26 protein-coding genes are annotated in these 24245 nt (G+C 71.7%); 10 read left to right on the top strand and 16 right to left on the bottom strand.

What is annotated here, in order from left to right:
• Both IH80_RS0126915 and IH80_RS45430 read left to right on the top strand, forming a co-directional pair.
• On the top strand, window positions 1–609 hold a 609-nt coding region (locus IH80_RS0126915; protein ID WP_030963941.1), incomplete at its 5' end, for a TerD family protein.
• Window positions 610–711: 102 nt separating this feature from the next.
• Window positions 712–888 carry a hypothetical protein gene (locus tag IH80_RS45430; protein WP_167344711.1) on the top strand — a complete coding sequence of 59 codons (177 nt, stop codon included), beginning with the start codon at window positions 712–714 and terminating at the stop codon, window positions 886–888.
• Between the two features lie 27 nt (window positions 889–915).
• Here IH80_RS45430 and IH80_RS0126925 read toward each other — a convergent pair whose 3' ends face one another.
• A complete protein-coding gene (locus tag IH80_RS0126925; RefSeq protein WP_030963942.1) occupies window positions 916–2355 on the bottom strand; it encodes an alkaline phosphatase PhoX in 1440 nt (479 codons plus the stop codon).
• A 180-nt stretch (window positions 2356–2535) separates the two neighbouring features.
• Window positions 2536–4026 (bottom strand): hypothetical protein, encoded by a 1491-nt coding sequence (locus IH80_RS0126930; RefSeq protein WP_030963943.1) that lies wholly within the window; start codon window positions 4024–4026, stop codon window positions 2536–2538.
• Window positions 4027–4403: 377 nt separating this feature from the next.
• On the opposite strand from IH80_RS0126930, the gene IH80_RS0126935 reads away from it, so the two are divergent.
• From IH80_RS0126935 to IH80_RS0126945, 3 genes are all read left to right on the top strand, one after another.
• Window positions 4404–6245 carry an endonuclease/exonuclease/phosphatase family protein gene (locus IH80_RS0126935; RefSeq protein ID WP_030963944.1) on the top strand — a complete coding sequence of 614 codons (1842 nt, stop codon included), beginning with the start codon at window positions 4404–4406 and terminating at the stop codon, window positions 6243–6245.
• Window positions 6246–6312: 67 nt separating this feature from the next.
• Entirely contained in the window at window positions 6313–6774 is a 462-nt protein-coding gene (locus IH80_RS0126940) for a GNAT family N-acetyltransferase (RefSeq protein WP_030963946.1), read from the top strand.
• A 144-nt stretch (window positions 6775–6918) separates the two neighbouring features.
• A complete protein-coding gene (locus IH80_RS0126945; RefSeq protein WP_030963948.1) occupies window positions 6919–7173 on the top strand; it encodes a hypothetical protein in 255 nt (84 codons plus the stop codon).
• A gap of 225 nt (window positions 7174–7398) precedes the next feature.
• Here the strand turns inward: IH80_RS0126945 and dapD are convergent, their stop codons facing one another.
• Together dapD and IH80_RS0126955 are read right to left on the bottom strand one after the other, a co-directional pair.
• On the bottom strand, window positions 7399–8379 hold the full coding sequence (dapD, locus tag IH80_RS0126950) for a 2,3,4,5-tetrahydropyridine-2,6-dicarboxylate N-succinyltransferase (RefSeq protein ID WP_030963949.1): 981 nt from the start codon (window positions 8377–8379) through the stop codon (window positions 7399–7401).
• 9 nt (window positions 8380–8388) lie between these two features.
• Window positions 8389–9618: an MFS transporter gene (locus IH80_RS0126955; protein ID WP_030963950.1), complete on the bottom strand. Its 1230-nt coding sequence runs from the start codon at window positions 9616–9618 to the stop codon at window positions 8389–8391.
• 104 nt (window positions 9619–9722) lie between these two features.
• On the opposite strand from IH80_RS0126955, the gene IH80_RS0126960 reads away from it, so the two are divergent.
• Complete coding sequence (locus IH80_RS0126960) at window positions 9723–10607, top strand: winged helix-turn-helix transcriptional regulator (protein WP_030963951.1); 885 nt, start codon at window positions 9723–9725, stop codon at window positions 10605–10607.
• Window positions 10608–10649: 42 nt separating this feature from the next.
• On the opposite strand, the gene IH80_RS0126965 is transcribed toward IH80_RS0126960, so the two are convergent.
• The 10 genes from IH80_RS0126965 to IH80_RS0127010 form a co-directional block, all read right to left on the bottom strand.
• Complete coding sequence (locus IH80_RS0126965; protein ID WP_030963953.1) at window positions 10650–11216, bottom strand: TetR/AcrR family transcriptional regulator; 567 nt, start codon at window positions 11214–11216, stop codon at window positions 10650–10652.
• On the bottom strand, window positions 11216–11536 hold the full coding sequence (locus tag IH80_RS0126970) for a DMT family transporter (protein ID WP_030963955.1): 321 nt from the start codon (window positions 11534–11536) through the stop codon (window positions 11216–11218). The genes IH80_RS0126965 and IH80_RS0126970 overlap by 1 nt, the downstream gene beginning before the upstream one ends.
• A gap of 234 nt (window positions 11537–11770) precedes the next feature.
• Window positions 11771–12115, bottom strand: a complete 345-nt coding sequence (locus IH80_RS0126975) for a metal-sulfur cluster assembly factor (RefSeq protein ID WP_030027092.1) — start codon at window positions 12113–12115, stop codon at window positions 11771–11773.
• Entirely contained in the window at window positions 12112–12573 is a 462-nt protein-coding gene (gene sufU, locus IH80_RS0126980) for a Fe-S cluster assembly sulfur transfer protein SufU (protein WP_030846233.1), read from the bottom strand. Before sufU ends, IH80_RS0126975 begins: the two co-directional genes overlap by 4 nt.
• A 22-nt stretch (window positions 12574–12595) precedes the next feature.
• Window positions 12596–13852 carry a cysteine desulfurase gene (locus tag IH80_RS0126985; RefSeq protein WP_030963956.1) on the bottom strand — a complete coding sequence of 419 codons (1257 nt, stop codon included), beginning with the start codon at window positions 13850–13852 and terminating at the stop codon, window positions 12596–12598.
• On the bottom strand, window positions 13849–14613 hold the full coding sequence (gene sufC / locus IH80_RS0126990; RefSeq protein WP_030027085.1) for a Fe-S cluster assembly ATPase SufC: 765 nt from the start codon (window positions 14611–14613) through the stop codon (window positions 13849–13851). The genes IH80_RS0126985 and sufC overlap by 4 nt, the downstream gene beginning before the upstream one ends.
• Window positions 14614–14620: 7 nt before the next feature.
• Window positions 14621–14938, bottom strand: a complete 318-nt coding sequence (locus IH80_RS0126995; protein WP_030027083.1) for a bifunctional 3-phenylpropionate/cinnamic acid dioxygenase ferredoxin subunit — start codon at window positions 14936–14938, stop codon at window positions 14621–14623.
• Window positions 14938–16116, bottom strand: coding sequence for a Fe-S cluster assembly protein SufD (sufD, locus tag IH80_RS0127000; RefSeq protein ID WP_030963958.1), 1179 nt, complete (start codon window positions 16114–16116; stop codon window positions 14938–14940). Before sufD ends, IH80_RS0126995 begins: the two co-directional genes overlap by 1 nt.
• Window positions 16117–16187: 71 nt before the next feature.
• Window positions 16188–17603, bottom strand: a complete 1416-nt coding sequence (gene sufB / locus IH80_RS0127005; RefSeq protein WP_030846245.1) for a Fe-S cluster assembly protein SufB — start codon at window positions 17601–17603, stop codon at window positions 16188–16190.
• Window positions 17600–18361 carry a helix-turn-helix transcriptional regulator gene (locus tag IH80_RS0127010; protein ID WP_030963960.1) on the bottom strand — a complete coding sequence of 254 codons (762 nt, stop codon included), beginning with the start codon at window positions 18359–18361 and terminating at the stop codon, window positions 17600–17602. The genes sufB and IH80_RS0127010 overlap by 4 nt, the downstream gene beginning before the upstream one ends.
• Before the next feature lie 349 nt (window positions 18362–18710).
• Here IH80_RS0127010 and IH80_RS0127015 point away from each other — a divergent pair, with 349 nt between their 5' ends.
• The 4 genes from IH80_RS0127015 (at window position 18711) to IH80_RS0127030 (ending at window position 22600) form a co-directional block, all read left to right on the top strand.
• A complete protein-coding gene (locus IH80_RS0127015) occupies window positions 18711–19637 on the top strand; it encodes an ABC transporter ATP-binding protein (RefSeq protein ID WP_030963961.1) in 927 nt (308 codons plus the stop codon).
• The gene (locus IH80_RS0127020; protein ID WP_030963962.1) at window positions 19634–20401 is read left to right on the top strand and encodes an ABC transporter permease; all 768 of its coding nucleotides are present in this window, start codon (window positions 19634–19636) and stop codon (window positions 20399–20401) included. The genes IH80_RS0127015 and IH80_RS0127020 overlap by 4 nt, the downstream gene beginning before the upstream one ends.
• A gap of 68 nt (window positions 20402–20469) precedes the next feature.
• Complete coding sequence (locus tag IH80_RS0127025; RefSeq protein WP_051809978.1) at window positions 20470–21606, top strand: hypothetical protein; 1137 nt, start codon at window positions 20470–20472, stop codon at window positions 21604–21606.
• Window positions 21607–21640: 34 nt separating this feature from the next.
• Window positions 21641–22600 carry a COX15/CtaA family protein gene (locus IH80_RS0127030; protein ID WP_051809981.1) on the top strand — a complete coding sequence of 320 codons (960 nt, stop codon included), beginning with the start codon at window positions 21641–21643 and terminating at the stop codon, window positions 22598–22600.
• 46 nt (window positions 22601–22646) lie between these two features.
• On the opposite strand, the gene IH80_RS0127035 is transcribed toward IH80_RS0127030, so the two are convergent.
• Window positions 22647–23738: an amidohydrolase family protein gene (locus IH80_RS0127035; RefSeq protein ID WP_030963967.1), complete on the bottom strand. Its 1092-nt coding sequence runs from the start codon at window positions 23736–23738 to the stop codon at window positions 22647–22649.
• A 126-nt stretch (window positions 23739–23864) separates the two neighbouring features.
• Entirely contained in the window at window positions 23865–24224 is a 360-nt protein-coding gene (locus IH80_RS0127040; protein ID WP_234432396.1) for a hypothetical protein, read from the bottom strand.
• Window positions 24225–24245 lie beyond the last annotated feature (21 nt).

Genomic DNA, 24245 nt, shown 5'->3' on the forward strand with positions numbered 1-24245 from the left:
TCCGGCCGCCTGGTCGCCGCCCCCGCCGCCGGGAAGATCAACCTGGACAAGGGCCGCGTCAGCCTGCAGAAGAACCAGACCGTCTCGCTGGTCAAGGGCGGCCGTCCACTGCTCTCGCAGGTCAAGATGGGCCTCGGCTGGGAGCCCGCCTTCCGCGGCCGGGACATCGACCTCGACGCGTCCGTCATCGCGTACGGCCCGCAGCGCAACCACATCGACAGCTGCTACTTCGGCAAGCTGTCCATCCTGAACGGCGCCATCAAGCACTCCGGGGACAACCTCACCGGTGAGGGCGCCGGCGACGACGAGGTGATCGTCGTCGACCTCGGCCGACTCCCCGCCGACGCCACCGGCCTGGTCTTCACGGTCAACTCCTTCTCCGGCCAGAAGTTCACCGACGTGGCCAAGGCCTACTGCCGCCTGATCGACGCGGCCAGCGGCGAGGAGCTGGTCCGCTTCGACCTCACGAGCGCCGAGCCGCAGACGGGCGTGATGATGGCGAAGCTGATCCGTCAGTTCTCCGGCGAGTGGGAGATGACGGCCATGGGCGAGTTTGTGAAGTCGCGCACAGTGCGCGGCATGGTCAAGCCCGCCGCGCAGGCACTCTGAGCAGGTGGGCGGGCACGGGCGGCCACCGGGCGGGTCCGCGGGTGATGGATGCCACGCGTAATCCGTGGGTGGCTGTCAGTGCCCGCCCGTAGCCTTGGAAGCATGCACGAGACACTCACGCCCGCGGGGCCCGCCCGCCCGTCCGCCGCCGAGGCGAACGAGGCGATACGGCACCTCGTGGAGACCCGGGTGGACGGCGAGTGGCCTTCCGAGGCGTATGAGTTCCTGCTCGCCGAGTGGGCCGAGGCCTCCCGCGCGGAGGTCTCCCCGGCCCACTGAGGCCCGCGATGCCGGCCGGGCGGAGCGTCAGCGTGCGCGCCGCCACGGCCCGGTGACGGCCAGCATGATGCCCGGGTCCTGGAGGTTGGCGTACAGGGTGCGCCCGTCCGGTGAGAAGCAGACCCCGGTGAATTCGGAGTATTCGGGCTCCTCGGCCGACCCGATGTTCAGCTCGTTGCGCGCCAGCGGGTAGGTGCGCCCCGAGTCGGTCGCGCCGAAGAGGTGCTGCAGCCCCGAGCCGTCCTCCGCGATGACCAGGCCCCCGTAGGGCGACACGGTGATGTTGTCCGGGCCGTCGTGGCCACCGCCCGCCGACGGGTCGGCGTTGACCCCGATGAGGACGGTCAGCCGGATCGTGCGCCGCTTGGGGTCGTAGAACCAGACCTGGCCGTCGTGCGCCGCGCCCGGGCTCTCCTGGCGGGCGTAGGAGGACACGAAGTAGACGCCCCCGTCGCCCCACCACATGCCCTCCAGCTTGCGTCCGCGCGTCACCGCGTCGTCCGCGAACTGCTTGCGCACGGGCACCGTCCGCGCGTCGCGGTCCGGTACGTCCACCCAGTCGACGCCGTAGACGGTGCCGATCCGCGTGGCGCGCGAGAGGTCGTCGACGAACCGGCCCGAGCTGTCGGTGCACTTGGCGGCCTGGAGCACACCCGCGTCGGCGGCGAGCGTACGGAGCCTGCCGCGCCCGTGCCGGAAGCCGCGGGGCGGGGTCCAGCGGTAGAGCAGCCCGCTGGGACCGGAGGCGTCCTCGGTCAGGTACGCGTGGCCCTGGCGCGGGTCGATGACCACGGCCTCGTGGTCGTAGCGGCCGAAAGCCCTGATCGGCCGCGGGTCGCGGTTGGCCCGGCGGTCGTGCGGGTCGACCTCGAAGACGTAGCCGTGGTCCTTGGTCATGCCGTTCTTGCCGGCGAGGTCGGAATTCTCCTCGCAGGTCAGCCAGGTGTCCCAGGGGGTGGCGCCGCCAGCGCAGTTGGTCGACGTACCGGCGATGCCCACCCATTCGGCGACCTCGCCGCCCCGCCGGACCTCGACGACCGTGCATCCGCCGGCCGCGGCCGGGTCGTAGACGAGGCCTTCGGCGAGCGGGACGGGACGGGCCCAGTTCTCCCGCTTGCCCTTGAGCTCGTGGTTGTTGACGAGGAGGGTGACGCCGCGGTGGCCCTCGAACGCCGCGGTCCCGTCGTGGTGGGACGGGGTGGTCTCGCCTGACTCCAGCCGGGTGACGCCGCTGTGCGTGATCACGCGGTACGTGAAGCCGGCGGGCAGCGCGAGGATGCCGGCCGGGTCGGGGAGGAGCGGGCCGTAGCCGGGCTCGCAGGGCCGCCCGTGCTCGTCGCGGTCCGCTGCGTCCTCGGCCGCCAGCGCGCCCGGAGCGGTGGCGAGGGCGCCGACCGTCCCGGTGAGCGCGACTCCCGCGCCGGCGATGACGGTACGGGCGGTGAAGTCTCTGCGGCTGAGCGGCATCGGGTCTCCTGGGGTGGGGAGTGGAGCGCCTGTCGTGCGGTCGTCGGCGCACACGCTCCCGCCCGCACGTGAACGGCGGCTGAATTACCCACGATGGAGAACCGACCTCTCGCCGGTCGGGGTCAATGGCCAACTCCGGCCCAGGAACGGCGCATTGTCACCCGCCCCCGGACCGCGCGCTCAGGGCCTGCGGGAGCGCGCCTTGAAGGCGGCCGTGCGGGCCTCCTTCGCCGTCTTCCGGTCGGGGTGCAGCCGGCCCATCGCCTCCAGGACCCGCACCGTCGACGGGTGCTCGACGCGCCACACCTGGTCGAAGAAGCCCGCGTGATGGGCGGTCAGGGTCTCCATCAGGAGGGGCAGCTCCTCCGTCTCCCCGTCTGCGGCCAGCTGAGCCGCGATCGTGTCGACCGTCAGCCAGAAGACCATCTCCGGGGCGGGCGCCGGTACGCCGGTCACTCCGTGCTCCGCCAGCCAGACCCGGGCGAGCCCGCCGAGCTCCGCCTCGTCCAGCACCGCGCGGACCGCTCCTTCGGCCTCCGGCCCGGCCAGCGCGAGGGCCTGCTGGCAGCGCAGTCGGCGCAGCGGGCCGCCCTCGTCGTCCCCGCGGGCGGCGGCCAGCAGTTCGGTGACCGCGACGGACGGTTCGCGGCCCGCCATCCACTGCTCGATCTCGGCCTGCGCCGCGTGCTCGGGGTAGGAGGAGACGGCGTCGAGGAGGGCGTCGGCGCCCTTGCCGGCCAGTTCGCCGACGGCAGGGGCCGCCGCTCCGGCCTCCAGCATCCGGGCGCGGATCCCGTACAGCCCGAGCGGGGTCAGCCGGACCATGCCGTAACGGGAGACGTCCTCGTCCTCGTCCTCGCGCTCACCGCGCCCGCCGTCCTCGTCGCCCTGCGCCATCAGCCCCTCGTCGACGGGCCGGAACTCCACCAGTCCGATCGGCTCCAGCTGCCGGAACTGGTCGTCCAGGCGCATCATCGCGTGCGAGACCTGCTCCAGCACGGCATCGGTCGGCTCGCCCATTCCGTCGGGCACGACCACCGACGCGGCCAGCACCGGAAGCGGAATCTGACGGTCCGCAGGCCTGCCCCCGGCGACGCTGAGCAGGTACAGATGGGCGAGGACCTGGTCGAGCAGGTCCGCCTCGCGGCCCGGGTTCCAGTCCAGCCGCTCGAAGTCGATCACCCCGCCCGCGTCCAGCGCGTCGACCAGGCCCTCCAGGTCCGGCACCGCCGCGTCGGCGAGCACCGCCTCCAGGGCCGCCCGCCACAGGCCGAGGACGTCGGCGGGCGCCCCGCCCGTCACCAGCGCCAGGTCCTCGCCGGGCGCGGCCGTGCCGTACGGCTCCTCCCCCGCCTCGCCGCCCTCCTCCGCGGCCGCGTCCTCCTCCGGTTCGGTCACGTCCACCAGTCCGGTGTCCACGGCCACCCGCCAGGCCCGGCTCGCGTACACGGCGGCGTCCTCGTCGCCGGCGTCGAGACCGAGATGGGCGGCGGCCCCGGGCAGCTGGTCGGCCGCCAGTTCGCCGCCGACGCCGACGCGGGTTGCGGGCCCGGCCCAGCGGGCCAGCCGCACGGCGCGCGCGAACAGCGGGGCGCCGAGGGCGTCGCGGGCCAGCTCCGCGTCGGAGTGCAGCCGTACCGGCGGCAGTGTGGGGTGCGACTCAGCGGACATGGGTGAGGGTCTCCTCGCGGACGCGGTGATGAGGGCGGGCCGTGACGGACCGGCCGGGCCGCCGGACCGTCATACGTGCCCGAAAACCGGCGACATGGCCGACATGACGGGGCAGTACGGGCATGGCGGATGTGGCGCAGGTGACAGCCGAGGCCGTCGTACGGCGACCCAGCGTAGACGCATATCGGGCACGCCCGCCGGGCCATCGTCTTTGGTTCATCCCACAGTCGACTCCCGTCTCCTCTGGAGGGCTTGACAACTTTGCTGACGACACAGGAAATTGACGCGCGTAGACGTTTGGGGGCTGACCAACCCCCCGCAGATCTCGCTGTTCGCAGCCTCTCCCTTCCCCTCTCCCACACCGGAGTTTCCTGACCATGCGCTCCTCGCATCCCCGCTCCGCCGCCGTCGCGGCCCTCGTCGCCACCGCGCTGGCCACCGGCCTGCTCGCGGGCTCCGCCGACGCGGCCGAGGGCGCGGCGTCCGCCGATCCGGTCCGCATCCACGACATCCAGGGCACCACCCGGATATCCCCGCTCAACGGCAAGCAGGTCTCCGACGTCGAGGGCATCGTGACGGGCGTGCGGACCTACGGCTCGCGCGGCTTCTGGATCCAGGACCCCGACGCCGACGACAACGCCGCGACGAGTGAGGGCGTCTTCGTCTTCACCAACTCGGTCCCCACCGTCGCCGTGGGCGACGCGGTCAAGGTCTCCGGCACCGTCGGCGAGTACATCCCCGGCGGTGTGAAGTCCGGCAACCAGTCGGTGACCCAGATCTCCAAGCCGACGGTCACCGTGGTCTCCTCCGGCAACGCCCTGCCCGAGGCCACCGCGATCAACGAGTACAACGTCCCCGCCGAGTACACCCCGGCCGGCGACCCGGCCGCCGACGGCAGCATCAACGGCCTGACGCTGGACCCCTCGCGCTACGCCCTGGACTTCTACGAGTCCCTCGAGGGCATGAACGTCAAGATCGGCACCTCACGCGTCGTCGGCGCCACCGACCCGTACTCCGAGCTGTGGGTCACGGTGAAGGGATGGGAGAACGCCGCCAAGCGCGGCGGCACCGTCTACGGCTCCTACGAGTCCCAGAACACCGGGCGCCTGCAGATCCAGCAGCTCGCGCCGATCGCGCAGCAGCCCTTCCCCGTGGCCAACGTGGGCGACAAGCTGACCGGCACCACGGAAGGCCCGCTGGACTTCAACCAGTTCGGCGGCTACACCCTGGTGGCCCGCACCCTCGGCACCGTCAAGGCGGGCACCCTCGCCCCCGAGAAGACGAAGCCGCAGGCCGAGCAGGAGCTCGCGGTCGCCACGTACAACGTCGAGAACCTCGATCCGACGGACCCGCAGGAGAAGTTCGACGCGCTGGCGAAGGCCGTCGTCGAGAACCTCGCCTCCCCCGACATCCTCGCCCTGGAGGAGATCCAGGACGACAACGGCGCCAAGAACGACGGCACCGTCTCGGCGGAGCAGACCCTCACCAAGTTCACCGCGGCCATCGCGGCGGCGGGCGGCCCGGCCTACCAGTGGCGGACCATCAACCCGGAGGACAAGAAGGACGGAGGCGAGCCCGGCGGCAACATCCGCCAGGTCTTCCTCTTCAACCCGGCCCGGGTCTCCTTCACCGAGCGCGCCCCGGGTGACGCGGTGACGGCGACGGGCGTCGTCAAGGAGAACGGCAAGACCCACCTGACCCACTCCCCCGGTCGCGTGGACCCCGCGAACCCGGCGTGGGCCGACAGCCGCAAGCCGCTGGCCGGCGAGTTCGTCTTCCGCGGCAAGACGGTCTTCGTGATCGCCAACCACTTCGGCTCCAAGGGCGGCGACGAGGGCCTGACCTCGCACCACCAGCCGCCGCTGCGCTCCTCGGAGGCCAAGCGGCTGCTGCAGGCGCAGGCCGTGAACGGCTTCGTGAAGCAGATCCTGGCGGAGGACAAGAACGCCAACGTCCTCGTGCTCGGTGACATCAACGACTTCGAGTTCTCGGCGACCACGGACGCGCTGGCCGACGGCGGGGCGCTGTACCCGGCGATCAAGTCGCTGCCGAAGGCCGAGCGCTACTCGTACGTCTACCAGGGCAACGCCCAGGTGCTGGACCAGATCCTGACCAGCCCGGCGATCAAGAAGTTCACGTACGACAGCGTGCACATCAACGCGGAGTTCGCGGCGCAGAACAGCGACCACGACCCGCAGGTGCTGCGCTTCCGCCCGTAACCCCCGGGGCGGGAGCAGCAGGAGGTCCGGCCGCCGTCCCGGCCGGGCCCCCTGCCACCATCCCGCCATGATCTTCCGTGTCGCCACACGCCGGGACCTGCCGGCCGTACTCGCCCTGCTCTCCGACGAGGACCAGGTCCTCGATCCGGCCTCGATGCCGGTCGGCGAGGAGCACGAGCGGGCCTTCTCCGCGATCGAGTCGGACGCCCGCAACGAGATGCTGGTCCTCACGGACACGGAGGCCGACGGGACCGTCCTCGGCTGCCTCCAGCTGACGTACGTACCGGGCCTGGGCCGGGGCGGGCAGGAGCGGGACCTGGTGGAGGCCGTACGGGTCCGTGCGGACCGGCGGGGCGAGGGACTCGGCGCGGAGCTGATGCGGCTGGCCGCCGAGCGGGCCCTCGGGCGCGGCTGCGGCCTGATCCAGCTCACCAGCAACAAGCGGCGCACGGCGGCCCACCGCTTCTACGAGCGGCTGGGCTTCGCGCGCAGCCACGAGGGCTTCAAGCTGCCGCTGGAGCGGCCGTGACGGGCCGGTCACGGGCAAGACAGGGACTTTCGCCCCTGGCGTGACGCTCGCCACATCTCCACCGAATGGACCGGTTGTGGTGTTGAGTGTCTGCACGCCCGATCTTGTCCCGGCCCGCGCCGCCCGCATCCCTGGAGGATCCTGGTGTTCCCCTCGATCTCCTTCGCCCAGGAAATCGGCCTCGCCGTCCTGCTCGTGGCTGCGCTCGTCTCGGTGGCCGGCCTGGGCCGCATGCTGTGGGACAGCCGCTTCCCCCAGCCGGAGACCGGAGCGGTCGAGGCCCTGCCGATGATCCCGGCCCAGCGTGGCTCCGCCGGGCACCCGATGGAGTCGGTGCAGCTCACCGAGGCGGAGGAACAGGCCTTCGCGGGCCTGATCCGTACGATCCCCCTCCACTGAGCGTCCGACCGGCGCACGGATCCCGGGTGGCCGTCTTCAAGTGCCGCGCCTGCCACCGCGCGGTGACCCCGCCCGTCACCGAGCGGTCCCTGCCGGGTCAGGACACGGATGACGGCTGGGCGGGACCCGGCGGGCGTACGCGGCCTTTCACGGCCGTGCTGAGCACAGCCGGGCGCCCTCCCGGACCGTGGGGTCCGGGAGGGCGCCCGGGGACGGCCACGGCCGTCAGTTGTGGCTGTGCAGGACCTCGTTCAGGCCGCCCCAGTTCGCCTTGTACGGGCGGGCCTCGACGGCGCCGGTCACCGAGTTGCGGCGGAAGAGGATGTTGTCGGCGCCGGAGAGCTCCAGGGCCTTGACGACCTGGCCGTCCGGCAGGGTGACGCGGGTGCCGGCGGTGACGTAGAGGCCGGCCTCGACGACGCACTCGTTGCCGAGGGCGATGCCGATGCCCGCCTCGGCGCCGATCAGGGTGCGCTCGCCGATCGAGATGATCTGCTTGCCGCCGCCGGAGAGCGTGCCCATGGTGGAGGCGCCGCCGCCGATGTCGGAGCCGTCGCCGACGACGACGCCCGCGGAGATGCGGCCCTCGACCATGGAGGTGCCGAGGGTACCGGCGTTGAAGTTGACGAAGCCCTCGTGCATGACGGTGGTGCCCTCGGCGAGGTGGGCGCCGAGGCGGACGCGGTCGGCGTCGGCGATGCGCACGCCCTTGGGGGCGACGTAGTCCGTCATCCGCGGGAACTTGTCGATCGAGGTGACCTGCAGGTGCAGGCCCTCGGCGCGGGCGTTGAGGCGGACGGTCTCGACCTGGTCGACGGCGACCGGGCCGAGCGAGGTCCAGGCGACGTTGGTCAGCAGGCCGAAGACACCGTCGAGGTTCTGGCCGTGCGGCTTGACCAGGCGGTGGCTGAGCAGGTGCAGGCGCAGGTACGCGTCGTGCGCGTCCAGCGGCTTGTCCTCCAGGGAGGCGATGACCGTGCGGACGGCTACGACCTCGACGCCGCGGACCGCGTCGCTACGGATCGCCTTGGCCGCGGCGGCGCCGAGGGACTCCACGGCCTGCTCGGCGGTGAGGCGCTCGGTGCCGGCCGGGCCGGGCTCGGCGACCAGCTCGGGGGCGGGGAACCAGGTGTCGAGGACGGTGCCGTCGGCGGTGATGGTGGCAAGTCCGGCGGCGACGGCGCCGGTGGTACGCGTAGCAGTCATGCCCGAAACCTAACCGGCGACGGCCTGAGGTTGCGAACCGGTCTCATGTGCCGGGCGGGCCGCGTGTCGCCGCTGCCGCGCCGAGGCCCACAGCACCGCCCCGCCCGCCGTCGCCGCGAGCCCGGCGCACAGCGGCCACAGCAGCCCGGGCGCGGCCGCGTACAGGGCACCGCCCAGAGGCGGTCCGATGACGACCCCGCTGACCGAGATGCCCGCGTACAGGCTCTGGAAGCGTCCGACGGCGTGCTCGGGTGCCTCGTCGGCGACGTAGGCGGTGGCGGTGGTCTTGTAGAGGATCTCGCCGAGGCTCAGCAGGACCATCATCACCACGGCGCTCGTGATTCCGGCTCCGAGCAGCAGCGCCGCGTACCCGGCCCCGACCAGCACCAGGCCGGTGCCGATCACCGGCAGTGCCGGGCGCTCGCGCAGCGCGACCGCGGCGGGCAGCTCCAGCAGCAGGATGACCCCGCCGTTGAGGGCGATGACGAGCCCGAAGACACGCGGGTCCAGGCCCTGGTCGGTGAGGAAGACGGAGAAGGTGGAGTACTGCTGGCGGTAGACGACGTCGGTCACCAGGATCGCGCCGAGCACCACCAGCAGGGCGGGCCGGGCCCGTAGTTCGGCGGCGATTCCGCGGCCCCGACCCCCGTCCGGGGCCGCGGAGGTCTTGCGGGACGCACCGCGCGCCGGGACGACGCGGGCGGTCCAGAAGGCGAAGAAGAGGGTTCCGACCCCGTCGGCCACGAAGAGCCAGTCGTACGAGAGGCCGGTCGCGACCAGGGCGCCCAGCGGCGGCCCGAGGGTGAACCCGCCGTTGGACACGCAGCGCACGAGGGCGAAGGCCTGGCGGCGGCCTCCCTCCGGGACGGTGACCGCGACCAGCGCGGAGTTGGCGGCCCGGATCACACCGGAGGCGTACTGGGCCACCGGCATGGCCACGAACAGGAGCGGCACGGACAGCAGCGGGAAGGCCATGAGGGTCAGCCCGCCCAGGGTGGCGGCGGCCAGGAGCACCCGGCGGTGGCCGAAGCGGTCCCCGTACCAGCCGCCGGTGAAGTTGCCCACGACCAGGCCGACTCCGCCGATTCCGGTGACGAGGCCGGCCTGCGCGGCGCCGAGGCCGCGCGGGCCGGTCAGGTAGAGGAAGACGAAGACGAAGGTGAAGCTGACGACGGCGTTGACGAACACCCCCGCAGCCAGCAGCCACACGACCCTCGGTATGTCCTTGAACCCCTGCAGCACACCCGTGCCCCCCGCTTCCGACGACGCGATCCTGGTCAGTTCCCTTTGGGAACGGACTATGTCAGCATGACAGCCTTGGGTCAACGGACGAAGGAGCTCCCATGGCCCAGCGCACACACCTCGGCGACGCGGACTGCGCGATCGCTCAGGCCCTCGACGTCGTGGGCGACTGGTGGACGCTGCTGATCGTGCGGGACACCGCACGCGGCCTGCACCGCTTCGAGGAGCTCCAGCGCGAGCTGGGGGTCTCCCGCAAGGTGCTCGCGGAGCGGCTGAAGCTGCTCGTGGAGGCCGGGGTGCTGTCGCGCGAGCCGTACCAGGAACGTCCGGTGCGGCACGAGTACCGGCTGACCCCGCGCGGGCGGGGGCTGCTGCCGGTCCTGGTGGCCCTCCAGGACTGGGGTGACACCTGGGTCCTGGGAGAGGGAGAGATGACGGCGACGACCGACGAGGCATCGCGCGAGGCGGAACGGGTGCACGCGCTGCACGGCACGCGGGTGCCGCCACTGCTGCTGCCGGACCGTTTCGGCGGGGTCGGCGACCCGGTGGCGGACACCCCGTTCACGGTCCTGTACTTCTTCCCGGGCGCGTACGCGCGCGCCGAGTCCTACCCGCCCGGCTGGGCCGGGATCCCGGGCGCCAAGGGCTGCACGTTCGAGTCGTGCACGTACCGCGACCAGCTCGCGGAGTTCACGGCGGCCGGCGCCACCGTGCACGGCGTCTCGACGCAGCGCCCCGACGAGCAGCGGGAGTTCGCGGAGCAGGAACGGCTGCGCTTCCCACTCCTCTCGGACGCCGACCTGGCCCTGACGGCCGCGCTGCGCCTGCCGACGTTCCGTGCGGCGGGGGTGAGCCGGATCAAGCGGCTGACCCTGGTCGTCGACCGCGACCGCACGGTGCGTGAGGTGATCTATCCGATCCGCGACATCGAGGCGAGCGTGCGGACGGCCCTCGCGGCGGTCCGCACCGCCACCTCCGCGGGCTAGGGGGCGTCTTGCCGGCGAGCCCGGCCTGACGGCGAGACACCCCTACTCTTGTGGCCGGCCCCGGTTCCCCAGGACCCGGGACAGGATCTCGCGGGCGTGGTGCTCGTCGTACTCGGCGTCCGTCAGCAGGACTTGCAGGCTGATGCCGTCCATCACGGCCACCAGCGCCCTGGCCGTCAGCGGGTCGGTCCGCGGCGTCAGCGCCTCGGCCGCGGCCGCGCACCACTCGGCGGCCACCGGCCGCAGCGCCGGACGGCGCAGCGCCGCGAGGTAGAGCTCGTACTCCAGCTCCACCCGGCCGCGGTCCGCCGCCAGGAGGTCGCCGAGCAGCCGGGCGAGCGCCCCGGCGAGGTCCGTGTCCGGGTCGGTCAGCGCCGCCGAGTCGGCCACCGCCTGCGCGAAGCCCTCGTTGGCCTGCCGGAGGGCCGCGACCAGCAGGTCGTCCAGCGTCTTGAAGTGGTACGTCGTCGAGCCCAGTGGTACGTCGGCCTCCGCGGCAGCGCTGCGGTGGCTCAGCCCCGCGATGCCCTTGGCGCCGACCACCCGGATCGCGGCGTCGATGATGCGCTGGCGCCGGTCCGGGTCGTAGCGCCGTACGCCCTGCGGCATCAGTGCGCCCCGCCCAGGTTCAGCAGGACCACCCCGCCGATCACCAGGGCGATCCCGGCGATCTTCGCGGCGGTGGCCGCCTCCCCCATGAACACCATGCCGATCGCGGCGATGGCGGCGGTGCCGACGCCGGCCCATATCGCGTAGGCCGTGCCGACCGACATGGTCTTCAGCGTCTGCGCGAGCAGGGTGAACGCTATGGCGTACCCCAGGAGGGTGCCGAGCGAGGGCCACAGCTTCGTGAAGCCGTCGCTGTACTTCATGGCGGTGGTGCCGGCGACCTCGGCGGCGATGGCTGCGGCGAGCAGGACGTAAGGCATGTGTACGAGAGTACACATCGATGCGTACGACCGTACACACAAAGGGACGCGCGACCCGGGGCACCCCCGCGGCCTGGCCGGGCGTCTGCTCCACGGCGGCCGGCGGCTCCGCCGCGGGCGCAACGTGGCGGCGACGACGGACCCCACGGGGTGCGCGCCGCCCGTCCGCCCGGAGAACAAGCGAGGGCCCCCGGCACGACCGTGCCGGGGGCCCTCCTGGACGAGCGGGGGTGCTCAGACGTTGAAGCCGAGCGCGCGGAGCTGCTCACGACCGTCGTCCGTGATCTTGTCCGGGCCCCACGGCGGCATCCAGACCCAGTTGATCCGGAGTTCGTTGACGATGCCGTCCGTCGCCGACTTCGCCTGGTCCTCGATGACGTCCGTCAGCGGGCAGGCCGCCGAGGTCAGGGTCATGTCGAGGGTGGCGATGTTCGCGTCGTCGATGTGGATGCCGTAGATCAGGCCCAGGTTGACGACGTCGATGCCCAGCTCGGGGTCGACCACGTCGTAGAGGGCCTCGCGGACCTCCTCCTCGGTGGCCGGCTTGGTCGACGCCTCGGGCGTCGCGTTCTCGGTCATGCCGTCTTCCTCTCGGCGTCGCCCAGGGCCTGGGCGGTCGCGTCCTTCCACGCCATCCAGCTCAGCAGGGCGCACTTCACACGGGCCGGGTACTTGGAGACGCCGACGAACGCGACCGCGTCCTCCAGCACCTCCTCCATGGCCTCGTCGGGCTCGATCTTGCCCTTGGACTGCATCATCTCCAGGAAGACAGCCTGGATCTTCTGCGCCTCGGCCAGTTCCTTGCCCACGAGCAGCTCGTTCAGTACGGAGGCGCTGGCCTGGCTGATGGAGCAGCCCTGGCCCTCGTAGCTGACATCTGTCAGCTTCTCACCGTCGTACTTCACGCGCAGCGTGATCTCGTCGCCGCACGTCGGGTTGACGTGGTGCACCTCGGCGTCGCCGTCGCGCAGGCCACGCCCGTGCGGGTGCTTGTAGTGGTCCAGGATCAGTTCCTGGTACATCGAATCCAGCTTCACTGCGTCCTCGTCGCCTCGTCCGTCAGCCGAAGAAGTTCCGTACGTGCTCCAGCCCGTCGATCAGCGCGTCGACGTCGGCCGGAGAGGAGTACAGGTAGAAAGACGCTCGCGTCGTCGCCGGAATTCCGTAGCGCAGGCAGACGGGGCGCGCGCAGTGGTGTCCCACGCGGACCGCGATGCCCTGCTCGTCCAGGACCTGGCCGACGTCGTGCGGGTGGATGTCGCCGAGCACGAAGGAGATCGCTGCGCCGCGGTCCTCGGCCGTGGTGGGGCCGATGATCCGCAGGTCGGGCACCTCGGCGAGGCGCTTGATCGCGTACTCGGTGATCGCGTGCTCGTGCGCGGCGATCTTGTCCATGCCGATCGAGGTCAGGTAGTCCACGGCCGCGCCGAGGCCGACGGCCTGGGCGATCGGGGGCGTACCGGCCTCGAACTTGTGCGGCGCCGGGGCGTAGGTCGAGGCGTGCATCGACACGGTCTCGATCATCTCGCCGCCGCCGAGGAACGGAGGCAGGTCCTCCAGGAGCTCCTGGCGGCCCCACAGGACGCCGATGCCGGTCGGGCCGCACATCTTGTGGCCGGTGAAGGCCACGAAGTCGGCGCCGAGCGCCTGCACGTCCAGCGGCATGTGCGGAGCGGCCTGGGAGGCGTCGATCAGCACGAGCGCGCCGACGTCCTGGGCGCGCCGGACGATGGCCTCGACCGGGTTGACCGTGCCCATGATGTTGGAGACCAGCGTGAAGGAGACGATCTTCGTCTTCTCCGTGATGACCTCTTCGATGGTGGACAGGTCGAGCCGGCCGTCGTCGGTGAGGCCGAACCACTTCAGCTTGGCGCCGGTGCGCTGCGCGAGCAGCTGCCACGGCACGATGTTGGAGTGGTGCTCCATCTCCGTGATGGCGATCTCGGTGTCGCGGTCGACCCGGTAGGGCTCGTCCGCCCAGCCGAGCATGTTCGCGACGAGGTTGAGCGACTCCGAGGCGTTCTTGGTGAAGATCACCTCGTCGCGGCTCGGCGCGTTGATGAAGGCGGCGACCTTGTCGCGGGCACCCTCGTACAGCGCCGTGGCCTCCTCGGCGAGCACGTGCACGCCGCGGTGGACGTTCGCGTTGTGCTGCTCGTAGTACTCGTTCAGCGCGTCGAGCACCTGGCGCGGCTTCTGCGAGGTCGCAGCGTTGTCCAGGTAAACGATCTTCTTCCCGTCGTGGACCACACGATCCAGCAGGGGGAAGTCCTTGCGGATCGCCTCGATGTCGAGGAGGCCAGGCAGCTGTGTCACGCGGTCGCGCCACCCTTCACGTACTTGTCGTAGCCCTCGTTCTCCAGCTGGTCGGCGAGCTCGGCACCGCCGGACTCGGCGATGCGGCCGTTCGCGAACACGTGCACGAAGTCGGGCTTGATGTAGCGCAGGATGCGCGTGTAGTGGGTGATCAGCAGGGTGCCGACCTCACCGCTCTCGCGGACACGGTTGACGCCCTCGGAGACGATGCGCAGGGCGTCGACGTCGAGGCCGGAGTCGGTCTCGTCGAGGATCGCGATCTTCGGCTTCAGGAGCTCCAGCTGGAGGATCTCGTGACGCTTCTTCTCACCGCCGGAGAAGCCCTCGTTGACGTTGCGCTCGGCGAAGGCCGGGTCCATCTGGAGCTGCTCCATCGCGGACTTGACCTCCTTCACCCAGGTGCGCAGCTTGGGGGCCTCGCCGCGGATGGCGGTGGCGGAGGTGCGCAGGAAGTTGGAGACCGAGACGCCGGGGACCTCGACCGGGTACTGCATGGCGAGGAAGACGCCGGCGCGGGCGCGCTCGTCGACGGACATCTCCAGGACGTCCTCGCCGTCGAGGGTGACGGTGCCGCCGGTGATGGTGTACTTCGGGTGACCGGCCAGCGAGTACGCCAGCGTGGACTTGCCGGAGCCGTTCGGACCCATGATGGCGTGCGTCTCACCCTGCTTGACGGTGAGGTCGACGCCCTTGAGGATCTCGCGGGCGCCGTTCTCGGCCTCGACGGAGACGTGCAGGTCGTGGATTTCAAGCGTTGCCATGGATACCTCAGGACTCCTGGGTGAGGGAGACGAGCACGTCGTCCCCTTCGATCTTTACGGGGTAAACGGGTACGGGGCGCGTCGCGGGCAGACCGGAGGGCTTGCCGGTGCGCAGGTCGAAGGCCGACCCGTGCAGCCAGCACTCGATCATGCAGTCCTCGACCTCGCCCTCCGAGAGCGAGACGTTCGCGTGCGAGCAGATGTCGTTGATCGCGAACACCTCCCCGTCGGTGGAGACGATGGACACCGGCGTGCCGTCGAGTTCCACCCGCTTGGGGGTGTTCTCCTCCAGCTCGCTCAGCGCGCAGGCCTTGACGTAGTTCATCAGACGGAACCCAGGAGCTCGGCCTCGATCTTGGCGATCAGGCGCCCCTCGATGTCGTCGACACCGATCTGCTGGACCAGCTCGGCGAAGAAGCCGCGGACGACCAGGCGGCGGGCCTCGTCGGCCGGGATGCCGCGGGCCTGCAGGTAGAAGAGCTGCTCGTCGTCGAAGCGGCCGGTGGCGGAGGCGTGGCCGGCACCGACGATCTCGCCGGTCTCGATCTCCAGGTTCGGCACGGAGTCGACCCGCGCGCCGTCCGTGAGGACGAGGTTGCGGTTCATCTCGTACGTGTCGGTGCCCTCGGCGCTCTTCTCGATGAGCACGTCACCGATCCAGACGGCGTGGGCGTCCTGGCCCTGGAGCGCGCCCTTGTAGACCACGTTCGACTTGCAGTGCGGGGCGTCGTGCGTGACCAGGAGGCGGTGCTCCTGGTGCTGGTCGGCGTCCGTGAAGTACAGGCCGAGCATCTCGGCCTCGCCGCCGGGGCCCGCGTAGGTGACGCGCGGGTGGAGGCGGACCAGGTCGCCGCCGAAGGTGACGACCACGGACCTGAAGCTCGCGTCGCGGCCGATGAGGGCGTTGTGCTGCGAGGTGTGGACGGCGGTGTCGTCCCAGTCCTGGACGGACACGAAGGTCACCTTGGCGCCGTCGCCGACGAGGATGTCCACGTTGGCGGCGCGCACGCCGTCGCCGGTGTGGTCGATCACGATGATCGCCTCGGCGAAGGGCTTCACGTCGAAGACGGTGTGGCCGAAGGTCGTGCCGCCCTCGCCGTGCAGGGCGACCCGGATCGGCTCGTCGAGCACGGTCTCCTTGGGCACGGTGACGACCGTGGCCTTGGCGAAGGACGAGAAGGCCTGTGCGGCGACCCGGTCGACGGGAGTGCCGGCCTTGCCGATCCGCTCGTCGCCGCGCTCCACGGACTCGACCGTCACGCCCTCGGGCGCGTCGATCTGGGCCTTCATGGTGCCGTTGGCGACCGCGGTGCCGTCGTGCAGGCCCTTGAGGCGGGCGAGCGGCGTGAAGCGCCACTCCTCCTCACGGCCGTGCGGGACCGGGAAGTCGGCCACGTCGAAGGACGGGGGCGCGCTCATCCGGGTGGCGACGGTGGACTCGGCGGCCACCGCGATCGCGCCGGCGGTGGTGGAGCCCGCCGGAATGTTCTGAGCCTCAGCCATGGCTGTCGTCTTGCTCTCTTCCTACGTCTACAGAATCGTCGCTGTGCTGCGGTGCGGGTGCGTTCGGCGGGTCAGCCGACCGAGCCCTCCATCTGCAGCTCGATCAGCCGGTTGAGCTCCAGCGCGTACTCCATGGGCAGCTCCTTCGCGATCGGCTCGACGAAGCCGCGCACGATCATGGCCATGGCCTCGAACTCGGTGAGGCCGCGCTGCATCAGGTAGAAGAGCTGGTCGTCGGAGACCTTGGAGACGGTCGCCTCGTGGCCCATCGTCACGTCGTCCTCGCGGACGTCCACGTAGGGGTACGTGTCCGAGCGGGAGATGGTGTCGACGAGCAGCGCGTCGCAGAGCACGTTCGACTTCGAGCCGGCGGCGCCCTCGCCGATCTCGACCAGGCCGCGGTAGGAGGTGCGGCCACCGCCACGGGCCACCGACTTGGAGACGATGTTCGAGGAGGTGTTCGGCGCCATGTGGACCATCTTGGAGCCGGCGTCCTGGTGCTGGCCCTCGCCCGCGAAGGCGATGGACAGGGTCTCGCCCTTGGCGTGCTCGCCCATCAGGTAGACGGCCGGGTACTTCATGGTGACCTTGGAACCGATGTTGCCGTCGATCCACTCCATGGTCGCGCCCTCGTACGCCACGGCGCGCTTGGTGACCAGGTTGTAGACGTTGTTCGACCAGTTCTGGATCGTCGTGTAGCGGCAGCGGCCGCCCTTCTTCACGATGATCTCGACGACGGCGCTGTGCAGCGAGTCGGAGGAGTAGATCGGGGCGGTGCAGCCCTCGACGTAGTGGACGTAGGCGTCCTCGTCGACGATGATCAGCGTCCGCTCGAACTGGCCCATGTTCTCCGTGTTGATGCGGAAGTAGGCCTGGAGCGGGATGTCCACGTGGACACCCTTGGGGACGTAGATGAACGAGCCGCCGGACCACACCGCGGTGTTCAGCGACGCGAACTTGTTGTCGCCGACCGGGATGACCGTGCCGAAGTATTCCTGGAAGAGCTCCGGGTGCTCCTTGAGCGCGGTGTCCGTGTCGAGGAAGATCACGCCCTGCTCCTCCAGGTCCTCACGGATCTGGTGGTAGACGACCTCGGACTCGTACTGGGCGGCGACACCGGCGACGAGGCGCTGCTTCTCAGCCTCCGGGATGCCGAGCTTGTCGTACGTGTTCTTGATGTCCTCGGGCAGGTCCTCCCAGGAAGCGGCCTGCTTCTCGGTGGAACGCACGAAGTACTTGATGTTGTCGAAGTCGATGCCCGAGAGGTCGGAGCCCCACATCGGCATGGGCTTCTTGCCGAAGAGCTTCAGGCCCTTGAGGCGGAGGTTCAGCATCCACTCCGGCTCGGACTTCTTCGCCGAGATGTCGCGGACGACGTCCTCGGACAGACCCCGCTTGGCGGCGGCACCGGCCGCGTCGGAGTCGGCCCAGCCGTATTCATAGGTGCCCAGGCCATCGAGCTCAGGGTGAGCGGTCTCCGTGGTCATGCGGGGTTCCTCCCGGCCGTGCTTGCAGATACTGATGTGTCGGTCTGTGTGGTGCCCGCGCTTCGCGGGATGAACGTGGTGCACACTCCGTCGCCGTGGGCGATCGTGGCGAGGCGCTGCACGTGCGTCCCGAGCAGGCGTGAGAAGACCTCGGTCTCCGCCTCGCAGAGCTGCGGGAACTGCTCGGCCACATGGGCGACCGGGCAGTGGTGCTGGCAGAGCTGTTCACCGCTGTGCGGACCGGGAGCGCTCTTCGCCGTAGCAGCGTACCCGTCCTGCGTCAACGCCTTGGCCAGGGCCTCCGTGCGGCCCTCGGGGGCGGCCGCCTCGACGGCTTCGCGGTAGGCCTGCGCCTGCGACTCCATCCGCGACCGGGCGAAGGCGGCGACGGCCGCCTCGCCCTGCTCGCCGCCGCCGACGGACTGCGCGATCCAGCGCAGGGCGTCCGCGGCGAGCGTGTCGTAGGACTGGTCGAAGGCGTCGCGGCCGCAGTCGGTGAGCGCGAAGACCTTGGCGGGCCGACCCCGGGTCCGCGCTCCGTACACGCGCTGCTCACGGGCTTCGACGACGTCGTCGGCCACGAGCGTGTCGAGGTGGCGGCGGACGGCGGCCTGGGTGAGGCCGAGACGCTGGGCGAGGTCGGCGACGGTGGACGGGCCGTGGTCCAGGATCGAGCGCGCCACCCGGTTGCGGGTTGACCGCTCCCCGGTGGTGAGCTCCCCCTGGGGGGCCTCGTTCTGCCGTTCGCCGTATTTCACAACGCCATTGTTGCGTAATTAAGCGAGCCCGTACAAGCCGTGACGGACGCCACCCCTGGTGGCCTCCATCACTAAGGGTTACCTTATTTATCGACGGAGAGTTATTCGGAAGGGTTAATTCCGATCCTGCTCCCCACCCGCAATTCCGCCGGACACGACCCCCCACCAGCACTCATGCCGCCCTGACGGTTCCGGTCACCCCGAGCGTCGAGCTCGACGAAAGATCACCGAAACCGGATGGGCCGTCCAGGACCACCGGACTGAAAAAACCCATTTCCACGGCCGGGTGTTCGAATACTGCTGCCCCTCGGCCCGGGGAACGCCCTCCGGCTCCGTAGACTCACCCCCCATGAGCAACGACCCCGCCGTGGAGATCCGCGGACTGGTGAAGCGGTACGGCGCCAAGACCGCGGTGGACGGACTGGACCTCACCGTCCGCAGGGGCTCCGTCACCGCGGTCCTCGGTCCCAACGGCGCGGGCAAGACGACCACGGTGGAGACCTGCGAGGGCTACCACCGTCCCGACGCCGGCACCGTCCGCGTCCTCGGCCTCGACCCGGTCGCCCGGGCCGAGGCGCTGCGCCCCCGCATCGGCGTGATGCTCCAGTCCGGCGGCGTCTACTCCGGCGCCCGCGCCGTCGAGATGCTGCGCCACATGGCCAAGCTGTACGCCGACCCGCTCGACCCCGACACCCTGGTGGAACGCCTCGGACTCGGCGGTTGCGGCCGCACCCCCTACCGACGGCTCTCCGGCGGCCAGCAGCAGCGCCTCGCCCTGGCCATGGCCGTCGTGGGCCGCCCCGAGCTCGTCTTCCTCGACGAGCCCACCGCCGGCCTGGACCCGCAGGCCCGCCGCGCCACCTGGGACCTCGTACGGGAACTGCGCGCCGACGGGGTCACCGTCGTCCTCACCACCCACCACATGGACGAGGCCGAGCAGCTCTCCGACGAGGTCGCCATCGTGGACGCGGGCCGGGTCATCGCCCACGGCAGCCCCGAGCAGCTGTGCCGCGGCGGCGCCGAGAACACCCTGCGCTTCACCGGCCGCCCCTCCCTCGACCTCGCCTCGCTGCTCAAGGCGCTGCCCGACGGCACCCAGGCGGCCGAGGTCACCGCAGGCGTCTACCGGGTGACCGGCGAGGTCGACCCGCAGATGCTGGCCACCGTCGCCTCCTGGTGCGCGCAGAACGGCGTGCTGCCCGACAGCCTCGCGGTGGAGCGGCACACCCTCGAAGACGTCTTCCTCGAACTGACCGGTAAGGAGCTGCGCGCATGAGCGCCGGTACGTTCACCCCCCGGCCGGGGGCCGCGCCCGTGTCCCGCATGATCCTCGCGCAGACGGCGCTGGAAACGCGGATGCTGCTGCGCAACGGCGAGCAGCTGCTGCTGACGGTGATCATCCCGGCGCTGCTCCTGGTGCTGTTCTCCGCCGTCGACATCGTCGACACCGGCGCCGGGAAGTCGGTGGACTTCCTCGCCCCGGGCATCCTCGCCCTCGCCGTGATGTCCACGGCCTTCACCGGCCAGGCCATCGCCACCGGCTTCGACCGCCGCTACGGGGTCCTCAAGCGGCTCGGGGCCTCCCCGCTGCCGCGCTGGGCGCTGATGGCCGCCAAGACCCTCTCGGTGCTGGTCACCGAGGTGCTGCAGATCGCCCTGCTGACGGTGATCGCGCTCGCCCTGGGCTGGTCCCCGCAGGGGAACCCGCTGTCGGTCGCCGCGCTGGTCCTGCTGGGCACCGCCGCCTTCTCGGGGCTCGGGCTGCTGATGGCGGGCACGCTCAGGGCCGAGGCCACCCTGGCCGCCGCCAACCTGGTGTTCCTGCTGCTGCTCGTCGGCGGCGGGGTGATCGTACCGATGGAGAAGTTCCCGGGCGCCGTGCAGTCCGCCCTGGGGCTGCTGCCGATCTCGGCGCTGTCCGACGGCCTGCGCGAGGTGCTGCAGCACGGAACGGCGCTGCCGTGGGGCGACGCGGCCGTGCTCGCGGCCTGGGCCGTACTCGGTCTGGGCGCCGCCGCGCGCCTCTTCCGCTGGGAATGAAACCCTTTCCCTCGCGGCGACCGAGCCGCGAGGATGGGCGCCTCCACACATGAAGCCGGGGGGCGGACATGGTGCAGCGGGAGGCCGTTCTTCGGCTGGACGACCAGTGGGCGCGGGTGCGGGCGGGGGCCGCGCAGGTGGCACCGGCGGAACGCGAGAGGCTCCTCGACGAGCTGATCGGCGCCCTGCGCACCCTCCCGGACGACCCCGAGTGCACCGCCCTGCTCGGGCTGCGGCTCGCCGACCGGGCCGCCCTGCGGTTCGCCGCGGGGGACCGCGCGAGCGCCCTCGCCACCATCGAGGAGGGCCTGCGCAGCTCCGAACGCGCGGCCCGGCACACCCCGGAGTACGCCCGCTGGTACGCCCGCGGGCTGATCAACCACGGGGTCTGGCTGGCCTGGCCGCTGAGCGGCGCGGACCGGCTGCCCAAGCACCCGCTGGGCCCGGCCGCCGGCGGCGGGGGCCCCAGTGCCATGGAGCGGGCCGCCGGTGAGCGTGCCCGCCTTCTGACCCGTACCGCGGTGGAGGTGTGGGCCGGACTGGACCAGCAGGACCCGGTCAACCGGCGGGGCCTCGCGCAGGCCAAGGTGTTCCTCGGCGACCGCCTCGCCGAGCTTGGCCTGGCCGAGGAAGCGGTGGCCTGGGCCGTGGACGCGGAGTCCGACTTCCGCCGGCTGCTGCTGGCCGACCCCGCCGCGGAGGAGGCCGAAGCCGCCGAGGAGGCCCTCGACCACATCGGCCGCCAGCTGGAACTGCGGCTGCGCTACCTGACCTTCGACGAGCTGGTGGGCCTGCGCACGCGGGGGCTGCTGCCCGAACGGCTGCTGCCCCGGGCCGTGGTGGCCGCCCGCATCCGCTCGGTGGAGGAGCCCGAGATCGCGGCCCGGCTGCACCTCGGTGCCGAACAGGTCCGCACGATGCTGGAGGTCACCCCGTGGCGCGCGGTGTGGCGGTTCGACGTCCGGGGCCCTGACGGACTGTGGAACACACTCCCCCGTCCCTGGCACAGCGCCACAGAAGTGAGGAACCGGACCGCCGAGGACGTGGCGACCGAACTGATACGGGGGTTCACGCACTCACCGGACCACCCGGGCGACGCCGCCCACTGGCGCGTCCTGCTCTGGTGGCACGAGGAGGGCGACCCCGCCGGAGCGAGGTTCCGGCTGATCGTGGGCCCCGACGCGGCGCCCCCCACCCCCTCGTGAAACTTTGCACAAGGGGTCGCCTACGATATGGGGCGTGTTGAACCCCCTCGCATACATCGCCAGCCGCTGGAGCCCGTCACCCCGGATCGTCCGGCGGGCCGCGCTCGCCGCGCTCTTCATGAGCGTGGCCATCGTCGTCACCGGCGGCGCGGTGCGGCTGACCGGGTCCGGTCTCGGCTGCGACACCTGGCCCAAGTGCACCGACGACAGCCTGATCGCGACGCAGGAGCAGGGCTTCCACGGCGCCGTCGAATTCGGCAACCGGATGCTGACGTACGTGCTCAGCGCCGCCGTCGGCTGGGTGATCGTCGCGGCCCGGTCGGCCGAGCCCTGGCGCCGTTCGCTGACGAAGCTCGGCTGGACCCAGTTCGCCATCGTGATGTGCAACGCCGTGCTCGGCGGCATCACCGTCATGACGGGCCTGAACCCCTACAGCGTGGCCGGCCACTTCCTGCTCGCCACCGCGCTGATCGCCGTGACGACCCTCACCTGGCAGCGCGCCGGCGAGGGCGACGCCGCCCCGCGCCCGCGCGTTCCCGGCCCGGTGCGCAAGCTGTCGTGGGCGCTGATCGCCACCACCCTCGTCCTGATCGCCGCCGGCACGGTGGTCACCGGGTCCGGCCCGCACGCCGGCGACAGCAGCGAGATCAAGCGGATGCCGTTCGACTGGGAGACCACCGCGCACGTGCACGCCATCGCCGCCTGGGCGGTCTGCGCGCTGGCCGTCGCGATGTGGCTGGTGCTGCGGGTGGTCGACGCCCCGGTCGACACCCGGGCCCGCGCCCGCGACCTGCTGCTCGTGCTGCTCGCCCAGGGCGGCATCGGCTACGTGCAGTACTTCACCGAGGTGCCCGAGGTCCTGGTCGCCGTGCACATGCTGGGCTCCTGCCTGGTGTGGATCGCGGTGCTCCGCCTCGCGCTGAGCCTGCGCGAGCGGCCGGCCGACGGGGCGGGGATCGCCGCACGGGGCGACGCCCAGCTCTCCTCCGTCTGATCGACTCCGCCCGGGCCGTGCGGTCCCGTCCGCCACGGACGGGGCCTCACGGCCCGTCCAGGCGGTAGACGCGGCGGGCGTTGCCCGCCGCGACCATGGCCGCCACCCGGTCCGCGTCCCGCCACGACCAGGACCCCTCGGCGACCCAGCCGCCCAGCACCCGGGTCAGCGCCTCCCGGAACACCAGGGCGCCCACCGCGTGCAGTTCGGGCAGCCCCCGGCCCCCGCTGGAGAACAGCAGCTTCCCGAACGGCGCGGTCTCCAGCAGCTCGGCCAGCACCGCCGCGGCCCGCGCCCCGGTCCGGCCGAGGCCCGCGCCCGCGTCGGCGTAGACGTGCGGGAAGGCCTCCGCGAGCCGCGCCGTGTGCCGGTGGTACGGGTACCCGCCGAGCAGCACCAGCCGTGTGCCCAGCCCCGCGGTGGCCCGCACGAACCCGGTCAGCGCCGCAGGATCCCCCGTACCCGTGTGCAGCTGGAGCGGCAGGCCCGACGCCACCGCGCTCCACAGCAGGTGCCGCAGGAGCACGGGATCCCGTACGGGTCCACCGGGCGGCCGTCCGGCCAGCCACCGCCCGGCCGCGCCGCGCACCTCGCCGGGGCCGGGCGGATCGGGGTCGAGGGCGGGAGCGCCGGGGCGGTCGGGGGCCGCGGCGCAGGCGAAGGCCGCGGCTCCGGCGGCGGCGTGGTGGACTGCCTCGGCGAAGCCGGCGAGGAAGGCGGCCACGGTCCCGGAGGTGTCGGCGGCCTGTACGGCCAGCGCCTCCAGCCGGACCGTCTCGAAGGCCTCGGCGTCGGCGGCGAGGGCCAGTTCCTTGGGGCCGGTGAGGTCCCCGTTCGGGCCGGTGTCGACCAGATAGACACCGGCCCCGGACCCCCGCAGCAGCCGCCGCGCGGTCTCGGCCGGGCCCAGCTCGCGGCGCCGGGCCAGATAGCGGGCGGGGGCCGTGTGCGGGTCCAGCCCCAGCAGCGGCGGACACCAGCGGCGGACCGCGAAACCGGTCTGGGTGTCGAAGAAGGTGGTGCCCGCGGCGGGCGGCCCGGCCGAAGGGATCAGCTGGGCCTCGAAGGTACCCAGGCCCAGCTCCGTACGGAGGACTCCGTGGCAGTACTGGTCCACCAGGGGCGGCGTTTCGATCATCCGGGCATCCCGTTGCGGACGTGAGGAAGGCGCTTCCACACGTCCTAACGGGTGAGCGGGGTGTGAGGTGTTGCTCGGGCTGTTGACCGAGGCCGCACACCGGGCCCCCGGACGGGGCCGGGGCGGTCAGGCCGCCGGGTTCTCGGATCCCCCGAGCTGGATGCCGGCCATCCGCGACCACTCGTACGGGCCCGTCCGCACGCGCGCGGCGAACTCCCCGTCGAACTCCTCGTGGAGGGTCAGTCCGGCCTTCTCGGCGGCCAGCTGCGCCACCGCGAAGGTCGGGGCCACCAGGTCGCCCCAGCCGCCGTCCGTGCCCACGAGCACGATGCGGGTGCCGGCCTGGCCGATGTGGGCGAGCTGGCCCTCGGCGCCGCCGTGCTGCTTGGCGAAGGCGCCGATCTGCTTGGCCAGCTTCGCGGCCGTACGGTCCTGCTTCTTGTCCGCGGCGCCTGCGGCGGCTGCGGTGTCTGCGGTGTCTCCCATGGAAGCCATGCTACCGGCGAG

The organism is Streptomyces sp. NRRL S-378, assembly GCF_000720645.1.
GTDB lineage: Bacteria > Actinomycetota > Actinomycetes > Streptomycetales > Streptomycetaceae > Streptomyces.

What these genes read in the sequence shown, in the direction of transcription:
- IH80_RS45430 (WP_167344711.1), top strand. Translation starts at nt 712, where the DNA reads ATGCACGAGACACTCACGCCCGCGGGGCCCGCCCGCCCGTCCGCCGCC.
- IH80_RS0126925 (WP_030963942.1), bottom strand. Translation starts at nt 2,355, where the DNA reads ATGCCGCTCAGCCGCAGAGACTTCACCGCCCGTACCGTCATCGCCGGC.
- IH80_RS0126930 (WP_030963943.1), bottom strand. Translation starts at nt 4,026, where the DNA reads ATGTCCGCTGAGTCGCACCCCACACTGCCGCCGGTACGGCTGCACTCC.
- IH80_RS0126935 (WP_030963944.1), top strand. Translation starts at nt 4,404, where the DNA reads ATGCGCTCCTCGCATCCCCGCTCCGCCGCCGTCGCGGCCCTCGTCGCC.
- IH80_RS0126940 (WP_030963946.1), top strand. Translation starts at nt 6,313, where the DNA reads ATGATCTTCCGTGTCGCCACACGCCGGGACCTGCCGGCCGTACTCGCC.
- dapD (WP_030963949.1), bottom strand. Translation starts at nt 8,379, where the DNA reads ATGACTGCTACGCGTACCACCGGCGCCGTCGCCGCCGGACTTGCCACC.
- IH80_RS0126960 (WP_030963951.1), top strand. Translation starts at nt 9,723, where the DNA reads ATGGCCCAGCGCACACACCTCGGCGACGCGGACTGCGCGATCGCTCAG.
- IH80_RS0126965 (WP_030963953.1), bottom strand. Translation starts at nt 11,216, where the DNA reads ATGCCGCAGGGCGTACGGCGCTACGACCCGGACCGGCGCCAGCGCATC.
- IH80_RS0126970 (WP_030963955.1), bottom strand. Translation starts at nt 11,536, where the DNA reads ATGCCTTACGTCCTGCTCGCCGCAGCCATCGCCGCCGAGGTCGCCGGC.
- IH80_RS0126975 (WP_030027092.1), bottom strand. Translation starts at nt 12,115, where the DNA reads ATGACCGAGAACGCGACGCCCGAGGCGTCGACCAAGCCGGCCACCGAG.
- sufC (WP_030027085.1), bottom strand. Translation starts at nt 14,613, where the DNA reads ATGGCAACGCTTGAAATCCACGACCTGCACGTCTCCGTCGAGGCCGAG.
- IH80_RS0126995 (WP_030027083.1), bottom strand. Translation starts at nt 14,938, where the DNA reads ATGAACTACGTCAAGGCCTGCGCGCTGAGCGAGCTGGAGGAGAACACC.
- sufD (WP_030963958.1), bottom strand. Translation starts at nt 16,116, where the DNA reads ATGGCTGAGGCTCAGAACATTCCGGCGGGCTCCACCACCGCCGGCGCG.
- sufB (WP_030846245.1), bottom strand. Translation starts at nt 17,603, where the DNA reads ATGACCACGGAGACCGCTCACCCTGAGCTCGATGGCCTGGGCACCTAT.
- IH80_RS0127015 (WP_030963961.1), top strand. Translation starts at nt 18,711, where the DNA reads ATGAGCAACGACCCCGCCGTGGAGATCCGCGGACTGGTGAAGCGGTAC.
- IH80_RS0127020 (WP_030963962.1), top strand. Translation starts at nt 19,634, where the DNA reads ATGAGCGCCGGTACGTTCACCCCCCGGCCGGGGGCCGCGCCCGTGTCC.
- IH80_RS0127025 (WP_051809978.1), top strand. Translation starts at nt 20,470, where the DNA reads ATGGTGCAGCGGGAGGCCGTTCTTCGGCTGGACGACCAGTGGGCGCGG.
- IH80_RS0127035 (WP_030963967.1), bottom strand. Translation starts at nt 23,738, where the DNA reads ATGATCGAAACGCCGCCCCTGGTGGACCAGTACTGCCACGGAGTCCTC.
- IH80_RS0127040 (WP_234432396.1), bottom strand. Translation starts at nt 24,224, where the DNA reads ATGGGAGACACCGCAGACACCGCAGCCGCCGCAGGCGCCGCGGACAAG.